At 44.0% G+C, this 16129-nt stretch carries 30 protein-coding genes and 1 pseudogene; all 31 read right to left on the bottom strand.

The annotated features are described in order from the left end of the window. Nucleotides 1-15 precede the first annotated feature (15 nt). Entirely contained in the window at nt 16-768 is a 753-nt protein-coding gene (gene lptB, locus PQG83_RS18280) for an LPS export ABC transporter ATP-binding protein (protein ID WP_376753611.1), read from the bottom strand. Nucleotides 769-960: 192 nt separating this feature from the next. Beyond that, nucleotides 961-1437, bottom strand: a complete 477-nt coding sequence (locus PQG83_RS18275; RefSeq protein WP_312744130.1) for an LptA/OstA family protein — start codon at nt 1435-1437, stop codon at nt 961-963. A 47-nt stretch (nt 1438-1484) separates the two neighbouring features. Then, nucleotides 1485-2138, bottom strand: a complete 654-nt coding sequence (lptC, locus tag PQG83_RS18270) for an LPS export ABC transporter periplasmic protein LptC (RefSeq protein WP_312744129.1) — start codon at nt 2136-2138, stop codon at nt 1485-1487. Nucleotides 2139-2277: 139 nt separating this feature from the next. Next, a pseudogene (gene rplQ / locus PQG83_RS18265) lies at nt 2278-2649 on the bottom strand (50S ribosomal protein L17); the annotation flags it as partial. A gap of 22 nt (nt 2650-2671) precedes the next feature. Next, complete coding sequence (locus PQG83_RS18260; RefSeq protein ID WP_376753402.1) at nt 2672-3658, bottom strand: DNA-directed RNA polymerase subunit alpha; 987 nt, start codon at nt 3656-3658, stop codon at nt 2672-2674. A gap of 81 nt (nt 3659-3739) precedes the next feature. Then, nucleotides 3740-4369: a 30S ribosomal protein S4 gene (rpsD, locus tag PQG83_RS18255; RefSeq protein ID WP_312744125.1), complete on the bottom strand. Its 630-nt coding sequence runs from the start codon at nt 4367-4369 to the stop codon at nt 3740-3742. A 64-nt stretch (nt 4370-4433) separates the two neighbouring features. After that, complete coding sequence (rpsK, locus tag PQG83_RS18250; RefSeq protein WP_312646282.1) at nt 4434-4817, bottom strand: 30S ribosomal protein S11; 384 nt, start codon at nt 4815-4817, stop codon at nt 4434-4436. A 20-nt stretch (nt 4818-4837) separates the two neighbouring features. Further along, the gene (gene rpsM / locus PQG83_RS18245; protein ID WP_312744123.1) at nt 4838-5209 is read right to left on the bottom strand and encodes a 30S ribosomal protein S13; all 372 of its coding nucleotides are present in this window, start codon (nt 5207-5209) and stop codon (nt 4838-4840) included. Nucleotides 5210-5272: 63 nt separating this feature from the next. Beyond that, nucleotides 5273-5386 (bottom strand): 50S ribosomal protein L36, encoded by a 114-nt coding sequence (gene rpmJ / locus PQG83_RS18240; RefSeq protein ID WP_312646280.1) that lies wholly within the window; start codon nt 5384-5386, stop codon nt 5273-5275. Between the two features lie 11 nt (nt 5387-5397). Then, on the bottom strand, nt 5398-5616 hold the full coding sequence (gene infA, locus PQG83_RS18235; protein WP_312646279.1) for a translation initiation factor IF-1: 219 nt from the start codon (nt 5614-5616) through the stop codon (nt 5398-5400). A 24-nt stretch (nt 5617-5640) separates the two neighbouring features. Continuing rightward, nucleotides 5641-6393: a type I methionyl aminopeptidase gene (map, locus tag PQG83_RS18230; protein WP_312744122.1), complete on the bottom strand. Its 753-nt coding sequence runs from the start codon at nt 6391-6393 to the stop codon at nt 5641-5643. Between the two features lies 1 nt (nt 6394). Next, entirely contained in the window at nt 6395-7045 is a 651-nt protein-coding gene (locus tag PQG83_RS18225; RefSeq protein ID WP_312744120.1) for an adenylate kinase, read from the bottom strand. Nucleotides 7046-7049: 4 nt separating this feature from the next. Next, nucleotides 7050-8363: a preprotein translocase subunit SecY gene (gene secY, locus PQG83_RS18220; protein WP_312744118.1), complete on the bottom strand. Its 1314-nt coding sequence runs from the start codon at nt 8361-8363 to the stop codon at nt 7050-7052. Next, entirely contained in the window at nt 8356-8805 is a 450-nt protein-coding gene (rplO, locus tag PQG83_RS18215) for a 50S ribosomal protein L15 (protein WP_312744117.1), read from the bottom strand. Before rplO ends, secY begins: the two co-directional genes overlap by 8 nt. Next, on the bottom strand, nt 8802-8990 hold the full coding sequence (gene rpmD, locus PQG83_RS18210) for a 50S ribosomal protein L30 (RefSeq protein ID WP_312744116.1): 189 nt from the start codon (nt 8988-8990) through the stop codon (nt 8802-8804). Before rpmD ends, rplO begins: the two co-directional genes overlap by 4 nt. 35 nt (nt 8991-9025) lie before the next feature. Further along, entirely contained in the window at nt 9026-9520 is a 495-nt protein-coding gene (rpsE, locus tag PQG83_RS18205; protein WP_312744114.1) for a 30S ribosomal protein S5, read from the bottom strand. Nucleotides 9521-9564: 44 nt separating this feature from the next. Next, nucleotides 9565-9921 carry a 50S ribosomal protein L18 gene (gene rplR, locus PQG83_RS18200; RefSeq protein ID WP_376753610.1) on the bottom strand — a complete coding sequence of 119 codons (357 nt, stop codon included), beginning with the start codon at nt 9919-9921 and terminating at the stop codon, nt 9565-9567. 18 nt (nt 9922-9939) lie between these two features. Then, complete coding sequence (gene rplF, locus PQG83_RS18195) at nt 9940-10479, bottom strand: 50S ribosomal protein L6 (RefSeq protein ID WP_312744112.1); 540 nt, start codon at nt 10477-10479, stop codon at nt 9940-9942. Nucleotides 10480-10524: 45 nt separating this feature from the next. Beyond that, nucleotides 10525-10932 carry a 30S ribosomal protein S8 gene (gene rpsH, locus PQG83_RS18190; RefSeq protein ID WP_312744109.1) on the bottom strand — a complete coding sequence of 136 codons (408 nt, stop codon included), beginning with the start codon at nt 10930-10932 and terminating at the stop codon, nt 10525-10527. Nucleotides 10933-10992: 60 nt separating this feature from the next. Beyond that, on the bottom strand, nt 10993-11178 hold the full coding sequence (locus PQG83_RS18185; protein WP_312744107.1) for a type Z 30S ribosomal protein S14: 186 nt from the start codon (nt 11176-11178) through the stop codon (nt 10993-10995). Nucleotides 11179-11196: 18 nt separating this feature from the next. Next, entirely contained in the window at nt 11197-11823 is a 627-nt protein-coding gene (gene rplE, locus PQG83_RS18180; RefSeq protein ID WP_376753540.1) for a 50S ribosomal protein L5, read from the bottom strand. After that, on the bottom strand, nt 11823-12155 hold the full coding sequence (gene rplX / locus PQG83_RS18175) for a 50S ribosomal protein L24 (protein WP_312744104.1): 333 nt from the start codon (nt 12153-12155) through the stop codon (nt 11823-11825). Before rplX ends, rplE begins: the two co-directional genes overlap by 1 nt. A gap of 11 nt (nt 12156-12166) precedes the next feature. After that, nucleotides 12167-12535 (bottom strand): 50S ribosomal protein L14, encoded by a 369-nt coding sequence (gene rplN / locus PQG83_RS18170; RefSeq protein ID WP_312646266.1) that lies wholly within the window; start codon nt 12533-12535, stop codon nt 12167-12169. A 56-nt stretch (nt 12536-12591) separates the two neighbouring features. Beyond that, nucleotides 12592-12858 (bottom strand): 30S ribosomal protein S17, encoded by a 267-nt coding sequence (gene rpsQ / locus PQG83_RS18165; protein WP_312744101.1) that lies wholly within the window; start codon nt 12856-12858, stop codon nt 12592-12594. A gap of 34 nt (nt 12859-12892) precedes the next feature. Further along, the gene (gene rpmC, locus PQG83_RS18160; RefSeq protein ID WP_312646264.1) at nt 12893-13081 is read right to left on the bottom strand and encodes a 50S ribosomal protein L29; all 189 of its coding nucleotides are present in this window, start codon (nt 13079-13081) and stop codon (nt 12893-12895) included. A 9-nt stretch (nt 13082-13090) separates the two neighbouring features. Beyond that, entirely contained in the window at nt 13091-13513 is a 423-nt protein-coding gene (rplP, locus tag PQG83_RS18155) for a 50S ribosomal protein L16 (protein WP_312744097.1), read from the bottom strand. A gap of 37 nt (nt 13514-13550) precedes the next feature. Beyond that, a complete protein-coding gene (rpsC, locus tag PQG83_RS18150; protein ID WP_312646262.1) occupies nt 13551-14216 on the bottom strand; it encodes a 30S ribosomal protein S3 in 666 nt (221 codons plus the stop codon). A 47-nt stretch (nt 14217-14263) separates the two neighbouring features. Beyond that, nucleotides 14264-14602, bottom strand: coding sequence for a 50S ribosomal protein L22 (gene rplV, locus PQG83_RS18145; RefSeq protein WP_312646261.1), 339 nt, complete (start codon nt 14600-14602; stop codon nt 14264-14266). A 51-nt stretch (nt 14603-14653) separates the two neighbouring features. Next, a complete protein-coding gene (gene rpsS, locus PQG83_RS18140) occupies nt 14654-14941 on the bottom strand; it encodes a 30S ribosomal protein S19 (RefSeq protein ID WP_312646260.1) in 288 nt (95 codons plus the stop codon). Nucleotides 14942-14956: 15 nt separating this feature from the next. Beyond that, on the bottom strand, nt 14957-15796 hold the full coding sequence (rplB, locus tag PQG83_RS18135; protein ID WP_312744094.1) for a 50S ribosomal protein L2: 840 nt from the start codon (nt 15794-15796) through the stop codon (nt 14957-14959). 45 nt (nt 15797-15841) lie between these two features. Continuing rightward, on the bottom strand, nt 15842-16129 hold the full coding sequence (locus PQG83_RS18130; protein WP_312744092.1) for a 50S ribosomal protein L23: 288 nt from the start codon (nt 16127-16129) through the stop codon (nt 15842-15844).

Raw genomic sequence — 16129 nt, 5'->3', positions numbered from 1 at the left:
AAACCCACTTCCTCTTTATTGGAACATTTTGAAGCGCTCGCCCAGGTAGACAGCCCTGGCTTTTGGACTATTTACAATGACATCAGGTGGACCACTTTCTAAAATGGTTCCTTCGCTTATTATATAGGCTCGGTCGGTAATGGAAAGCGTGTCTTGGACATTGTGGTCTGTAATCAGAATGCCGATATTTTTCTTTTTTAAATTGGTCAAAATATCTTGAATATCTCCCACCGCAATGGGATCAATTCCGGCAAAAGGCTCATCTAGAAGTAAAAATTTTGGGTTCGTAGCTAATGCTCGCGTAATCTCCAAGCGTCGACGTTCTCCACCTGAAAGGGTAAAGGAACCATGCGTTCGAAGCCGAGTCAGATCCAATTCCTCTAACAATTCATCTAATCTGGTTTTTCGGGTAGAAGTGGAAAGATCTAATGTCTCCAAAACAGCTAACACGTTGTCTTCCACCGAGAGCCGCCGAAAAATTGAAGCTTCTTGTGGTAAATAACCAATGCCTCGCCTCGCCCGCTTATACATCGGCAAGGCAGTGATTTCATGGTTGTTGAGAAAAATTTCACCATGATCTGGTTGACAGAGCCCTACGACCATATCGAAAATCGTAGTCTTACCAGCACCATTAGGTCCAAGAAGTCCGACAACTTCTCCTCCCAATAATTCCAAGCTGACGCCTCTAACGACTTGACGACCCTTAAAACTCTTTTTTAAATCTTTGGCAGAAATTTTGTGAAGAGACTTCGCCAGAGCTTCAGGCATTGGAGTTCCTTGATTCAATCGTGCGGTTACTGAACATAGCAAATTTTGGTGCTCAACTTGATGATCAACCATCAGTCATCCTATCTGTTGGTTGACCCATCCTTTTCAGTCATAATCTAAAAGACAATTTTTGTGAGCACTATGAAATATTCTGAACGACCCAATAAATCTAATTTGACACTCCTGCAATTTTCAATTTTGCTCTGATTCTTCAATAATCACTTGAGTTCCACCTTCCACCACGCTCCTGTTTTCTTTTAAAAACATAGTCATCTTTGGACCACTAATTCTAGTCCCGGCCTGCCAGGCCACTGGAGATCCGGTCAAAATAACCTTTTCCTCTGCTTTGTAATACAAAGCATGTTGACTAGTAGCCCGACTTTCCCCTTTTTCAATTCTAACCTTACCCTTTGCTTCAATATAACTAATTTCTTTCCCCGATTCTGATTTGGCTCCTGAAGGTGTGGACGAAGAGAGATCTGAGGCTACCTTTTCCTTAAAATACACGATCATCACATCAGAATGTACTACCAGTTCGCCTTGAACCATTTTGACCGATCCCTTAAAAATCGCTTGGTTTTTTTCGCTACTGGCCGTCATCGTATTGGAAGTAATGACCGTAGAGGTTTTCGGCCCTTCTGCTCTTCCTATGATGGGACCAAGAACCAAAATTAGCCAGAATATCAACCACCCAAGTGAGATCGGCGACGAAACTCTTATGGCGACACCACCTCAGCACGAACATTTTTGAGCAAATGAAATTCATTCTTATCCACGTCTCCCTCTAATCCTGTTCCAGTAATGATTAACCCATCTCCCTTAATTGTCACTGGGTCCGTGGTATAAATCTGTCGTGCTTGTTCGTTCCAGGTCAATTTATCTGAAAATACTTGAAAACCAGACTCAAAGGTGATTACGGTTTTCTCGTTTTTACTCACTAGCTCAAAGTCATTATTGGAAGTATTCATGACACCTTCTTCAGAGGTGATCCGCAATTGTTCTTTCTGAAATGCACTATCGAAAAGCCGCACCTGAACCGTCTCCAACTTAGCGACATGTTCTTTGTCAAACACCTTTGCCTGGTCCGCATTTACAACCCATTTTGTGGATCCAGATCGAGTTTGGCGGTAAGTAAACCCATGAATCCATGCATCCGCGCCTTGCTGCTCCTCTAAAGTTACAGAAGTGGTTTCTTGGCTTCGCGTTTGCATGTGATCCACCACACGATATCCAATAAATACGGCCATACCTAAAACAAGCAGAGTTAAAATGGTCCTCGTACCATAAAATTGCATGAATACGTGCTCGGTCGAAAGACCACCCTTAGGGTAAAAAACCCATAAAAAAGAATAGCACAGGGTCCAGGCCAAGTAAATAAAAGACCTTAACCCTGTGAAGTATCGAATGCGGAGAGAAGAAACTATGTTGGAGAAACGGAAGCAGTGAGAAATATAATTTTAAAAGACGAAGTTCTGCATATTCCTAACTGGACGGAGAAGAAACGACCACTTTCTCAGACTCATTCCCTTTTTCGACCAATTCAATAGCCACCAGTTTTGCAGCATCACCTGGTCGTTGGCGAGTTTTAATAATCCTTGTATACCCACCGTTCCGCTCAGGAAAACGCTTGGCAACATCATCAAAAAGTTTTTGAACAGTTTGCTTGGTCCGTAACACACGCAAGGCCCCCCGTCTGGCTTGAAGAGTTCCCTGCTTCCCCAGCGAAATTAATTTATCGGTGATACCACGTAGCTCTTTCGCTTTAGCCTCCGTGGTTTCAATTCGCTCATGCTCCATGAGTGATGTCACCAAATTTCTAAATAATGCCAAACGATGCTTACTATTTCGTCCTAATTGTCTTCCGCGTTTTCGATGACGCACAATACACGTCCTTTGAAAAAAGTTAGATATGGGATTCTGTAACTTCGCTCACTTTGGTTCCTAAGGCCAACCCCATTTCCGCTAGAACCTCTTTAATTTCATTTAAGGATTTTTTACCAAAGTTTTTGGTCTTCAACATTTCATTTTCGCTTTTTTGAACTAAATCACCTATAGATTTAATGTTAGCATTTTTTAGGCAATTTGCAGCGCGAACCGAAAGTTCCAATTCATTCACACTTCGAAACAGATGTTGATTAATCAACATCTTGCTCTCATCTCCGCCCTCTTCTTGAGCCGGCTCACCCCTCTCCTCAGATGGGAGGCAAATATCCAAATGGTCGCGAAGAATTCCTGCTGCTGAAGTAACAGCTTCCTGTGGAGATATGCTTCCGTCAGTCCACACTTCCAAAATCAGTTTATCATAATCCGTAATCCGACCTACCCGAGCACTTTCCACACTGAAATTAACGCGTTTAATGGGAGAAAAGACTGAGTCTACCGGAATGACTCCTATTGGCAATCCCTCTTCTTTGTTTCGTTCTGCGGGGACATATCCACGCCCTGGCTTCACAATAAGTTCAATATCTAACATTCCATCTTTATCTAAAGTAGCAATATGAAAATCTGGATTCAGGATTACCACGTCCGGGTCTACAGACAAATCGGCGGCTAACACTTCGCCAGGCCCCTTCTTTTTCAATCGGATAGCCTTCGCCTTATCAGAATGTAAACGCAACCGCAATGCTTTAATGTTTAAAATGAGGATCGTTACGTCCTCGGTCACACCTGGTATGGTCGAAAACTCATGATATACTCCCTCAATTTTTACGGAGGTGACAGCCGCCCCAGGAAGCGAAGAAAGTAAAACCCGCCTGAGGGAATTCCCCATGGTGGTTCCAAAGCCTCGTTCAAATGGCTCAGCTGTAAACTTGCCATAAGTAGGTGAAGCACTGTCCTTTTCCAATTCCAGCTTCGTTGGTATTTGGAAATCCTTCATGCTATTTATCATAAGGATCGCGTCTCCCTTTCTTGGTCCCAAGGCCATGTAAGTGATCAATTCGCAACATCCGCTCTATCTCCGGCAATACAATTACCGTGAGTACAGCTCCACTACAATTTGTTCATTGACCAATACATCAATGTCCTGCTTAGTGGGAATGGCTTGGACGGTACCCTTCAATATATTTCGCTCCATCTCTAACCAATTCGGCACTCCCCGGCCACTAGTAATTTCTAGAGCGGCTTGGACCGGTACAAGCTGACGACTCTTTTCCTTAATTTCGATAATATCCCCAATGTTCACAGTTACCGAAGCAATCGTGACTTTTCGGCCATTCAACATCACATGGCCGTGATTGACCAATTGTCTCGCTTGGCCGCGTGATGAAGCAAAACCTAGGCGATAGACAACGTTATCAAGCCTGCGTTCAAGGAGACTCAACAAATGTTCGCCCGTAATGCCTTTCCGGCGAACTGCTCGGTGGTAGGTATTGAGGAATTGACGTTCCTGCATACCATACACACGTCGAAGCTTTTGTTTTTCCCTAAGCTGCGTGCCGTATTCCGTCGCACGCCCTCGGCGCGATTGCCCATGCTGTCCAGGTGGATAACTTCGACGCTCAATTGCGCATTTTTCAGTCATACACCTGGTCCCTTTTAAAAATAGCTTTACCCCTTCACGCCGACATAACCGACATACAGGACCAGTATATTTGGCCATGGACTTTCTCCCCCTATCTCCAGTTCACGAAAAACCGATAATGTAAAAAGATCCCCCTAAGAAATTAGACCCGTCTTCGTTTTGGAGGCCGACACCCATTATGAGGTATCGGTGTCACATCACGAATAAGATTGACCCGCAAGCCAGCGGACTGAAGTGCCCTCACTGCGGCTTCTCGTCCAGATCCAGGGCCATTCACATAGACATCCACTTGTCGAAGGCCAAACTCCATGGCTTTTTTTGCAGCCACTTCACCGGCACGCGTAGCGGCAAAAGGCGTACTCTTTCTGGATCCCTTAAATCCCTGGCTACCTGCACTTGCCCAGGTTACAGCTCCACCGGTCATATCCGTGATCGTCACGATAGTATTATTGAAAGAGGCCATGATATGCACGATCCCAACCTGTAAAACTTTTCTTTCCTTCTTTTTTCCCTTTTTAACACTCATGAAAGATCCCTTTCAGCAGCTTATTTCCTGACTTTTCCGCCAATCGCTCCACGTCGTCCTTTTCTCGTTCGTGAATTTGTTTTCGTCCTTTGGCCTCTCACCGGTAAACCCTTCCGATGTCGTAACCCTCGATAAGTGCCAATATCCATCAAACGCTTAATACTCATCGTGACCTCTTTCCTTAGGTCACCCTCTACGTCATACTCCTTATCAATTGTCTCACGTAAACGGACGACCTCATCTTCATGCAGGTCCTTTACCCTTGTTTCAGGAGCCACTCCTGTCTTTCGTAATATATCTCGCGAACTGGCCGGACCAATCCCAAAAATATAGGTTAATCCAACGTCAATCCGTTTTCCTACCGGCAACTCTACGCCTGCAATTCGAGCCATTGCTTACTTTCCTCTCTTCTTTGGGGATTAACTTAATCAATCCCTAACGAACATCAACGCATCTCAGCCTTGTCGCTGCTTGTGTTTGGGGTTTGTGCAGAGCACCCTTACAACGCCTTTGCGGCGAATGACCTTACATTTAACACAAATAGGTTTTACTGATGATTTGACTTTCACGATAACAACCTCTATTTAAACCGATAGGTAATCCGTCCACGAGTCAGGTCATATGGAGATAGTTCCACTGTCACCTTATCTCCTGGCAAAATTCTTATAAAATGCATTCGCATCTTTCCAGAAATATGAGCTAAAATTTTATGCCCATTTTCCAACTGAACCCGAAACATCGCATTCGGCAAAGTTTCAGTAACCGACCCTTGTACTTCAATAATATCTTCTTTCCCCATGAGGAAATTTATTTGACCTCCAACCTAGGACCATCCTGTTAAAATGCGAGGTGGACCATTCGCTTCGATTGTGATGGTATGCTCAAAGTGAGCAGAGAGTGATCTATCGCAAGTCACTGCCGTCCATCCGTCTTTAAGGACTTTGACTGCAGATCCTCCTAGGTTTACCATTGGTTCTATAGCAAGGGCCATCCCAGGCTTTAAACGTGGCCCCTGTCCGGGTCTCCCATAATTTGGAACTTGCGGTTCTTCGTGCAACTGACGCCCAATACCATGACCCACAAAATCACGGACAACCGAATACCCATGCCTTTCTACATGCGTTTGAATTGCAAATGATATGTCCGAAAGGCGATTACCCACAACAGCCTGTTCAATTCCTTTATGTAAGGCTTCTTGAGTGACCGCAACCAATGATTGAGTATTCTCAGGCACCGCCCCAACTGATACCGTCACAGCTCCATCTCCGTAAAACCCTTCCACAATGGCGCCCACATCCAATCCAATAATGTCTCCGTCCTTCAATTCACGCTTTGAGGGTATTCCATGCACTACTTCTTCATTAATGGATGCACAGAGGCTATTGGGATAGTTCCTATACCCTTTAAATGCTGGAATTCCGCCCAAATCTAGAATACATTCCTCTGTAAGTCTATCTAATTCCAGTGTCGTTATACCGGGCTTTACTTCCTGAACCAGCAATTGATGACATTGGGTAACAATTTTACCGGCACGAGCAATGAGTTCAATTTCCTCAGCCGTTTTTATGATGATCATTCTATCCGGGTTGCGTTAGGAGAGCTACCAATCGCTCCCGAACTTCAGAGACTGACCCTGATCCATCCAATTCGGAAAGAATTCCCCTTTCCTTATAATATTGGATTAAGGGCTCTGTTTGTTTTTGATATACCACCAATCGGGATTGTATGGTTTCCGACTTATCATCATTTCGCTGAATAAGGGGTATTTCACATACATTGCACACCCCCTCTTTTTTTGGTGGGATGGACTTCAGATGATATACGGCCTTACATTTGGGGCAACTTCGTCTCCCGCTTATTCGTTCAATTATATCCGCCTGGGGAAGGGAAAAATATACCACCCGATCAATGGCCTCCTCATTCTTTTGCAAAAACGAAGACAACTTATTGGCTTGGGCTACCGTTCGAGGAAATCCATCTAACAGAAACCCATTTCGACATTCAGGAGAACTTAATTTTTCTTCAACTAACCCAATCACGACATCATCAGGAACTAATTCACCACGATCCATGAAAAGTTTTGCTTCAATTCCAAGTTTGGTATGCCTTTCAACGCTCTCTCTCAGCAAATCTCCTGTTGAAAGTTTTTGAATACAGAACTTTTTGGCAATAAAATCTGCCTGAGTCCCTTTTCCAACTCCAGGAGGGCCTAAAAAAACAACCCTCATTCTGTTACCCACTTCTCCCTTTTAAGGACCCTTTTCCAAGAAAACCTTCATAATTCCGCATGAGCATATGATTTTCTATTTGTTGGGCCGTATCCAACCCCACCCCGATGACAATTAAAAGTGAGGTACCCCCAAAATAAAAAGGCATATTAAGTCGGTAAATCAATAATTCTGGAATAACGCATACGATGGCTAAATAAATAGCTCCAGCAAATGTAATTCTGGTTAAAACCTTATAAATAAAGTCTGCAGTCTTTTGCCCAGGTCGTATCCCTGGGATAAATCCACCATATTTCTTCATGTTGTCAGCCATATCAACAGGATTTAGCACCACAGCTGTGTAGAAGAAACAGAAAAAGATAATCATTCCAACATATAACATTGTATAAAGTAAGGATCCTGGAGCTAGTTGGGACCCGATGCTTTGAACCCACGGTACTTGTATAAAACTGGCAATTGTGGCCGGAAACGCAATAATTGAAGAGGCAAAAATTGGCGGAATTACACCAGCCGTATTGATTTTCAAAGGAATATGGGTATTTTGTCCCCCATATACCCGCCTCCCCACAATTCGCTTGGCATATTGCACCGCGATTTTTCTTCGTCCACTTTCTAAAAAAACAATAGCCCCCATAACTGCCAGCATAACGACACCAAGGACTAATAGTAAAAGTAGACTGATTTGACCAACCTGATATAAATCAAAGGTTTGAACAACTGCACTTGGAAGACTGGCAACTATGCCGGAGAAAATTATAAGAGAAATACCATTTCCAACACCCCGTTCAGTTATTTGCTCTCCTAACCACATCAGAAAGGCCGTACCAGCTACCAACGTAATCACTGTCATCAACCGAAAAGGCCAGCCAGGGTCAAGAACAAATGCTCCATCATTCATTCCTTCCAAGCCGAGAGCAATACCAAATCCTTGGATCAAGGCAATTAGGATCGTTCCATACCTGGTGTATTGAATGATAGTCTTTCTTCCTCGCTCACCTTCTTTTGCTAATTTCGAAAGATGCGGAACAACTACCGTGAGAAGCTGTAATATAATCGAGGCACTAATATAGGGCATAATGCCCAATGCGAAAATAGTAAGCCTTGATAAAGCGCCTCCCGAAAAGATATCAAGGAAGCCCATGAGGGCCCCTCCTCTTTCGGTGAGAAACTTGAAAAGCTCTTCATTATTGATTCCGGGAGTGGGGACATGAGCCCCAATCCGATAAACTGCAAGCATAGACAAGGTAAATATTACCCGGCTACGCAACTCCGGAATTTTGAAGATATTTTGAAGGCTTGTGATAAGCCGCTCAAGCACGGCCGATCACCTTTACTTGCCCACCGGCATTCTCAATTTTCTGTCTGGCAGTATCACTGAATTTATGCGCTTCAACAACAATCGGTCGATCAATTTCCCCAGTACCAAGTATTTTGACAAGGAGGTTCCGCCCTTTTGTTAAACCGATTTCCTTAAAAACTGTTGGGTTAAAATTGGTGGTATTTTCCTGCGAAACTAGATCCTTAAGGTTTACCACCGAATATTGTATCCGAAAAATATTTGTAAACCCACGTTTGGGCAATCTGCGGGCAAGTGGCATTTGTCCACCTTCAAAACCAGCTTGATTAGCTCGACCGGAACGGGCCAATAACCCTTTATGCCCCTTCCCGGCTGTCTTCCCTAACCCGGAACCAGGCCCACGGCCAAGGCGTTTTTTCTTGGTTTTTGACCCAGGAGACGGATGTAAATCATGTAGTTTCATGAAACAGCAACCTCAATAAGATGCCTGACCTTATAAATTAATCCACGTACCTGTTCTGTATCAGGACGACTGACAGTCTGTCCTATTTTCCTAAGTCCGAGCCCCAATAAAACCACACGCATCTTATCTGGATGGCCTATTGTGCTCCGCTTTAATGTGATTGAGAGATTAGCTGGTGTTACCATGATTTCCAGGTTTCCTCACTGGTTTTTTATTTCAATTAATCTTCCATCCCGACGGCCGTTCGACGCATCTCTCTTACTTCATAGGGATCACGCAGTTGGCTCAAACCTTCAATAGTTGCCCTCACGGCATTAAACGGATTCCCACGACCTAGGGTTTTCGCAACGATATTCTGAGCACCAGCCACCTCCAGTAACGAACGTACCGCTCCTCCAGCGATGATACCCGTACCTTGTTTTGCTGGTTTCAAGACGATATGCTCTCCACCAAAATATCCATGCACCTCATGGGGAATAGTATTAGCTTTAAGGGGAATCCTGATTAGATTTTTTTTTGCGTGAGCCACGGCCTTAGCTATGGCAGATGGAACTTCGGTCGCTTTACCTTTTCCTACACCAACCCAACCATCGCCATCGCCCACAACAACCAAGGCTGAAAAGGAAAACCGTTTCCCCCCTTTCACCACTTTGGCCACACGGTTAATCACCACCGGCTTATCTTTTAAATTGAGCTCTTCAACATTAACCCTCACAGAAGTGAATCCTTCCCTTTAGCAAAAGTTGGGGCTGAGCAAGATTAAAATTTTAACCCACCTGAACGAGCAGCATCGGCTAACGCCTTGACCCGGCCATGATACAATCTGCCACCCCGATCAAATACCACTAGTTCAATTGGTATGGCCTTTGCCCGTTCAGCAATTGCCTGTCCCACCATCTTGGCTGCTTCAATATTTCCACCTGATTTTATTTTATCCTTTAAGCCAGGGTCACAGGATGACGCCGAAACCAAGGTACGTCCATCCGCATCATCGATAATTTGGGCATAAATATGAGAATTACTTCTAAACACACTTAATCGTGGACGAGAAGATAAACCTACAATACGCAACCGCACCCGCCGACTCCGCTTATGCAACCTTTTTTGTTTTTCCAGTATATTCACAAGTTCAACCTACTTTTTGCCGGCTTTGCCAGCTTTTTTGCGAAGGATTTCACCAACATACTTTATACCTTTTTGCTTGTACACATCCGGAACCTTCATACTTCTAATTTGAGCTGCCACCAAGCTGACGATTCGTTTATCAATGCCCTTAAGAGAAATTGATGTTTGCTTGTCAACAGACGCCTCGACTCCTTTTGGCAATTTTATTGACACCGGATGAGCATATCCGACAGAGAAACTTAATTCACTTCCTTGAATTTGCGCTCGGTATCCAACCCCCATCACCTCAAGGTTTTCCTGGAAACCCTCTTTGACTCCCTTGAACTGATTAGCAAGCTCCGCCCTTGTTAGCCCATGTAGCGCCTTTAGTTTTGCTGAATCGTCGGTTCTGGACAACGAAACTACTTCCTTCTCTATACTGGCTTCTATTCCCGGGCTCAGACCCCACTGGAGTTGGCCCAGCGGCCCCTTCACTAAAACGTTCCCATCAATGACCTGCACTTCGACGCCCTTGGGAATTGCTATCGGCTTTCGTCCAATCCTCGACATGATTAACCTATTAATTAAAAATTCCAGTAAAAAAGGTATCCACAATCACCACACATGGCATAAAACTTCACCGCCAACCTGGGAACTTCTGCATTGTTCATCAGTTAATAATCCACGATCAGTGGTTAGAATAGCCATTCCCAATCCCCGCATCACTCGTGGAAGATCTTCCTTTCCCGCATATACTCTACACCCCGGCTTACTGATCCGTTTTATCCCGGTTATGAATGATTTTTTTTGGCGACCAGGAGCATATCGAAGAGAAACTTCAATAACTGGGTGCCCATTGGCACCCGTAGCCGCTTTATAGTCACGGATGAATCCCTCTTCCTTGAAAATTCGCAGGATATCTTTTTTAACCCGAGAAGATGGGATTTTAACCAAATCGTGGCCACGGCTTCCCGCATTTTGGATTCGCACGAATAAATCTGCGAGAGGATCAGTCATCGACATGCTAAAAACCTCATATTGAATTATTTGCCAATTGCTACCAAAAATTGTTTAACAAATACGCTACCAACTGGATTTGGTTACGCCGGGGATATCACCACGCAAACTCAGGAAACGAAAACATATTCGACACATAAGGAAGCGACGCAAAAATCCTCTCACGCGCCCACAAAGCGGACAACGATTATAGTGGCGGCATGCAAATTTTGGCTTTCGTTTTGCCTTATTTTTTAGTGCTAACCTTGACACGTTCGCTCCTTTCCCTCCTTAGGGTTTCCGAAAAGGCATTCCTAAGTGGGCCAATAAAGATTTGGCTTCATCATTCCGTTGAGCGGTAGTAACAAACGTAATATCCATCCCATGGATTGATGCAACATCATCATATTTTATTTCAGGAAACGCCAGCTGTTCTTTTAAGCCGAGCGTATAGTTCCCTCGTCCATCGAAAGCTTTTGGCGAGATCCCACGGAAATCACGAATTCTGGGTAAAGCCACTGATACCAACCGGTCCAAAAACTCATGCATCCTTGCGCCCCTTAAGGTAACCTTCGCTCCTATCGGAATTCCTTCACGCAATTTGAATCCCGCGATGGCTTTTTTTGATCGAGTCAAGACAGGCTTTTGCCCGGTTATTTGTTCAAGTTCGGCCGCGGCACTTTCCAATAATTTTACATTTTGAACGGCTTCCCCCATACCAATATTTAAGACGATCCTTTCCACTCGAGGCACCTGCATTGGGTTTTTATACCCAAATTCCTTCATCATGGCAGGGATAACCTGTTCATGGTACATTGCCTTAATCCGTGGAATATAATCCTTCGGTTTAACCGCAGAGGAACCGACGGCCTTTTCCTTTTCTTTGGCTGCTTGTTTGGTTACAGATTTTGATTTCATCAGCTTTTATCCAAAACTTCATTTGGTGCTTTTTGATAAACACGGACTTTCCGTCCATCATCAAAAGTTTTCATTTTCATTCTTGAAGGTTTTTTAACAGAATCACAAAATGCCATGACATTGGAAATCGCCATAAAACCTTCCCGCTCAAGGATTCCCCCCTGCTTATTTTTAGCGTTTGGTTTTGTATGTCGCTTAATTATATTTAGCTTTTCAACTGTGACCCTGGCATCTTTTGTTTGAACCTGGAGGACTTTCCCCGTCTTACCACGCTCCTTACCAGCGATAACCATAACTAAATCGCCTTTTTTTATCCGAAATTTTTCAGCCATATTAACCTACCCTAAATGACTTCTGGAGCCAGAGATATAATTTTCATGTACTTTTTCTTTCTTAATTCTCTTGCAACGGGCCCAAAGATACGAGTCCCAACAGGATCACCTTGAGCATTAACTAAAACACACGCATTCCTGTCGAATTTGATATGAGAACCATCTTCTCTTCGACGGCCTTTTTTAGTTCGGACAATGACGGCCTTCATGACGTCACCTTTTTTAACTGATGCCTTTGGAATTGCCTCTTTTACGGCCACCACAATGATGTCCCCTAAAGACCCATACCGGCGCTTCGTTCCACCCAGCACATGAAAACACATCACATTTTTTGCGCCTGAATTATCGGCCACGTCTAGATAAGTATAATTTTGTATCATTAGGTTTCTCTATTTCTTATTAACCGAAGAAATATTTAAAACACATACCCAGAATTCTAGGAAGCCACTCGTTTACTTAAAACCTCAGAAACTCGCCAATGCTTGGTCTTACTTAAAGGCCGCGCATAGACAATATGAACCTGATCTCCTATTTGGCATTGATTCACTTCATCGTGAGCCTTTAACTTTGTCTTTCTTCTCAACACTTTTCCATACAGAGAATGACGCTCTATGCGAATAACTTCAACCACAACGGTTTTTTGCATTTTATTACTAACTACTTTTCCCGTAAGTGATCGGGGCAGAGCCCTGGTCTGTGTCATAATTAATTAACTTTCCTTACAAAGTCTTGGTTGACTAATTAGCCTTTTGGCGAAGAACAGTTTTAACCCTGGCGATATCTTTTCTTGTCTCACGTATTCGCATTGGATTTTCCATGCGTCCTAATGCCAATTGACTCCGAAAATGAAACAATTCCTGCTTCAATTTATTTATTTTTTCAAACAACTCACTTTTTTCTAAATTTTTTATTTCGTCCATTTCCATATCCAATACCTACAAAACAGGTATCTCTCCACGAATAACAAATTTTGTGGCCACAGGTAATTTATGCCCTGCCAAACGCAATGCCTCTTCTGCAACGGTTTGCGTAACATCATCCATTTCAAACAAAATCCTTCCAGACTTTACCGGGGCAACCCAATATTCAGGGTTCCCCTTTCCTTTTCCCATTCGAACTTCCGCAGGCTTCTTAGTAATGGGCTTATCAGGGAAAATTCTGGTCCAAATCCTCCCACCCCTCTTGACATGTCTGGTCATCGCGATACGAGCAGCTTCGATTTGCCTGGCCGTAATTCTTCCTGGCTCCATGGCCTTAAGGCCGAATACTCCATAGGCGATTTCCCCACCACGGTAGGCCTTACCACGCATCCGGCCCTTTTGAACCTTTCTGAATTTAACCCTTTTCGGAGCTAACATCTTTCAAATACTCCAATCACTTAGATCATTACCATCTTTATAAAAAACCTAATGAAGGCTCCGACTTTTCCAAAGAAGGTATTTGAGCATCACCTTTAAATATCCAAGCCTTTACCCCAATTTGGCCCATGGCGGTTTTGGCCTCGGCAAATCCATATTCAACATCCGCCCTCAGAGTATGAAGGGGAACTCGACCCTCTCGATACCACTCAGTTCTGGCAATTTCATGTCCTCCCAGCCGACCAGCGCAATACACCTTAATCCCCAAAGCTCCAAGTCTCAAAGCAGAGGCCACGCTTCGCTTCAACGCACGACGAAATGAGACCCGCTTTTCCAATTGGGTGGCAATGTTCTCTGCAACCAGCTGAGCATCCAGCTCTGGCTTCTTAATTTCTTTCACCGTTACAAAAACTTCATTGCCATACTCTTTTTCAAGCGTGGCTTTCAATTTATCAACCTCAGCGCCCTTCCTCCCTATGATAATTCCGGGACGAGCAGTATGAATGATCAATTTAAGTTGATTGCCAGATCGCTCTATTTCCACGCTGGATATGCCAGCATGATACAAACGTTTTTTAACCACGTCCCTAATGGACAAATCTTGGTGAAGCAACTTCGCAAAGTCTTTTTTTGCATACCATCGCGAATGCCATGTTCTGGTATAACCCAATCTGAAACCATACGGGTGCGTCTTTTGACCCATCTATTCTTTCTCCCCCTTAACTCCCAAGATTTGAAAAATAGGCACCACTACCCAGCCGGACTCACAACGATTGTTATATGACTCGTTCTCTTATGAATAGGGTTAGCCCTTCCCATTGATCGAGGGCGAAAGCGCTTATATATTGGACCACCATCCACATACGCTCTGGCGATTCGAAGATTTTCTGGGTCACCCAAATCCTTCTGCCCGGCGTTAGATACTGCCGAAAAGAGTAATTGCTCAACCACCCTGGCCGCTGACCTGGGGGTATATTTCAATATGGCTAATGCTTCAGCCGCATTCCTTCCCCTAACCATATCAACAATCAACCTTGCCTTACGTGGGGCCAATCTTACATGTCGAAGAATTGCTTTAGCTTCCGCCATATTTTTTCTACCTTGCTCAAATACCTATGACTTAAGAAAACCGAAAATTTTTTACTTTAACGCAACAGCCTTTTCACTCCTGGCATGACCATGTCCCTTAAAAAATCTCGTCGGAGCGAATTCACCCAATTTATGACCCACCATATTGTCGGTAATAAAAACCGGGATAAATTTCTTTCCGTTATGGACCGCAAAAGTTAAGCCGATCATATCTGGAATAATTGTCGACCGTCTCGACCAGGTTTTTATTACCTTGGACTCTCTTCCCTCTCTGGCCTTTTCAACTTTTTTTGCAATATGGTCATCGACAAATGGACCTTTATGGACTGACCTTGGCATCGATTCCCCCTTAAATTAACGGGACTTTTTCTTTCTACCGGCAATTATAAAACGCGAGCTTTGGTTTCGCGGCTTTCTTGTTTTAAACCCCTTTGTCGGCTGACCCCACGGTGAAACAGGATGCGGATTCCCTTGACCGGACTTTCCTTCACCACCGCCATGGGGATGGTCAACCGGATTCATCACCACTCCCCGTTGATGGGGTTTACGCCCTAACCATCGAGATCGACCAGCTTTCCCAATGGTGACGTTATTATGGTCAGAATTCCCGACCTGCCCGATCGTGGCCATACATGTTCCGAGTATTTTCCTCATTTCACCAGACGTTAAACGAATCTGGACATAGCCCTCATCCCGGCCCATCACCTGAGCCGAAGCCCCTGCACTCCGAACTAATTGGGCTCCCTTACCCGGCTTTAACTCTACATTGTGCACAACTATACCAAGAGGCATTTCCATAAGAGGCAAAGCATTTCCCACCCTCACGTCTACCCCAGTACCAGCTTTAACTGAATCCCCGACCTTCAAACCCAAAGGAGCCAGGATATAGCGTTTTTCCCCATCCGCATAATGCAAAAGTGCAATTCGAGCCGATCGATTAGGGTCATATTCAATTCCGGCCACCTTGCCTACAATGTTTAATTTATCCCGTTTAAAATCAATTTTCCTATAGAGGCGCTTATGCCCACCACCTTTAAATCGGGAAGTAATTCTTCCAGAGTTATTCCTCCCACCAGATTTAGATTTAAAACTGGTAAGGGCTTTTTCCGGTCTTTTACGCGATAACCCCTCACCGGTGACAGCCGACATTCCCCTTCGGCCAGGTGACGTTGGATTATATTCTTTTATTGGCATAAACGAACTCTCTTTATTTCAGGAATTGACAAAAAATAAAATCCACTAGGCACTTTCATACAATTCTATTTTTTCGCCCTCTTTTAATGTAATGAAGGCCTTCCTCCAATCCGATCTCTTCCCAGTAAAACGACCTTGTCGTTTTTTTTTGCCCCTAACATTCATCACATTCACCGAAGCCACCTTAACGCTAAACACCTTCTCCACGGCTCTTCGAATATCAATCCGAGTCGCCTGACGATGCACGGAGAACGCAATACCATTCTTAATCTCGCGTATTGCGGTAATTTTTTCTGTTAACAAAGGACGAATTAAAACATCATGTGGATTCAC

The sequence above is a fragment of the Candidatus Nitrospira neomarina genome (assembly GCF_032051675.1).
Lineage (GTDB): Bacteria > Nitrospirota > Nitrospiria > Nitrospirales > UBA8639 > Nitrospira_E > Nitrospira_E neomarina.
Note: the sequence above shows the minus strand (reverse complement) of the source record. Positions and strands in the feature narration are given on the sequence as shown.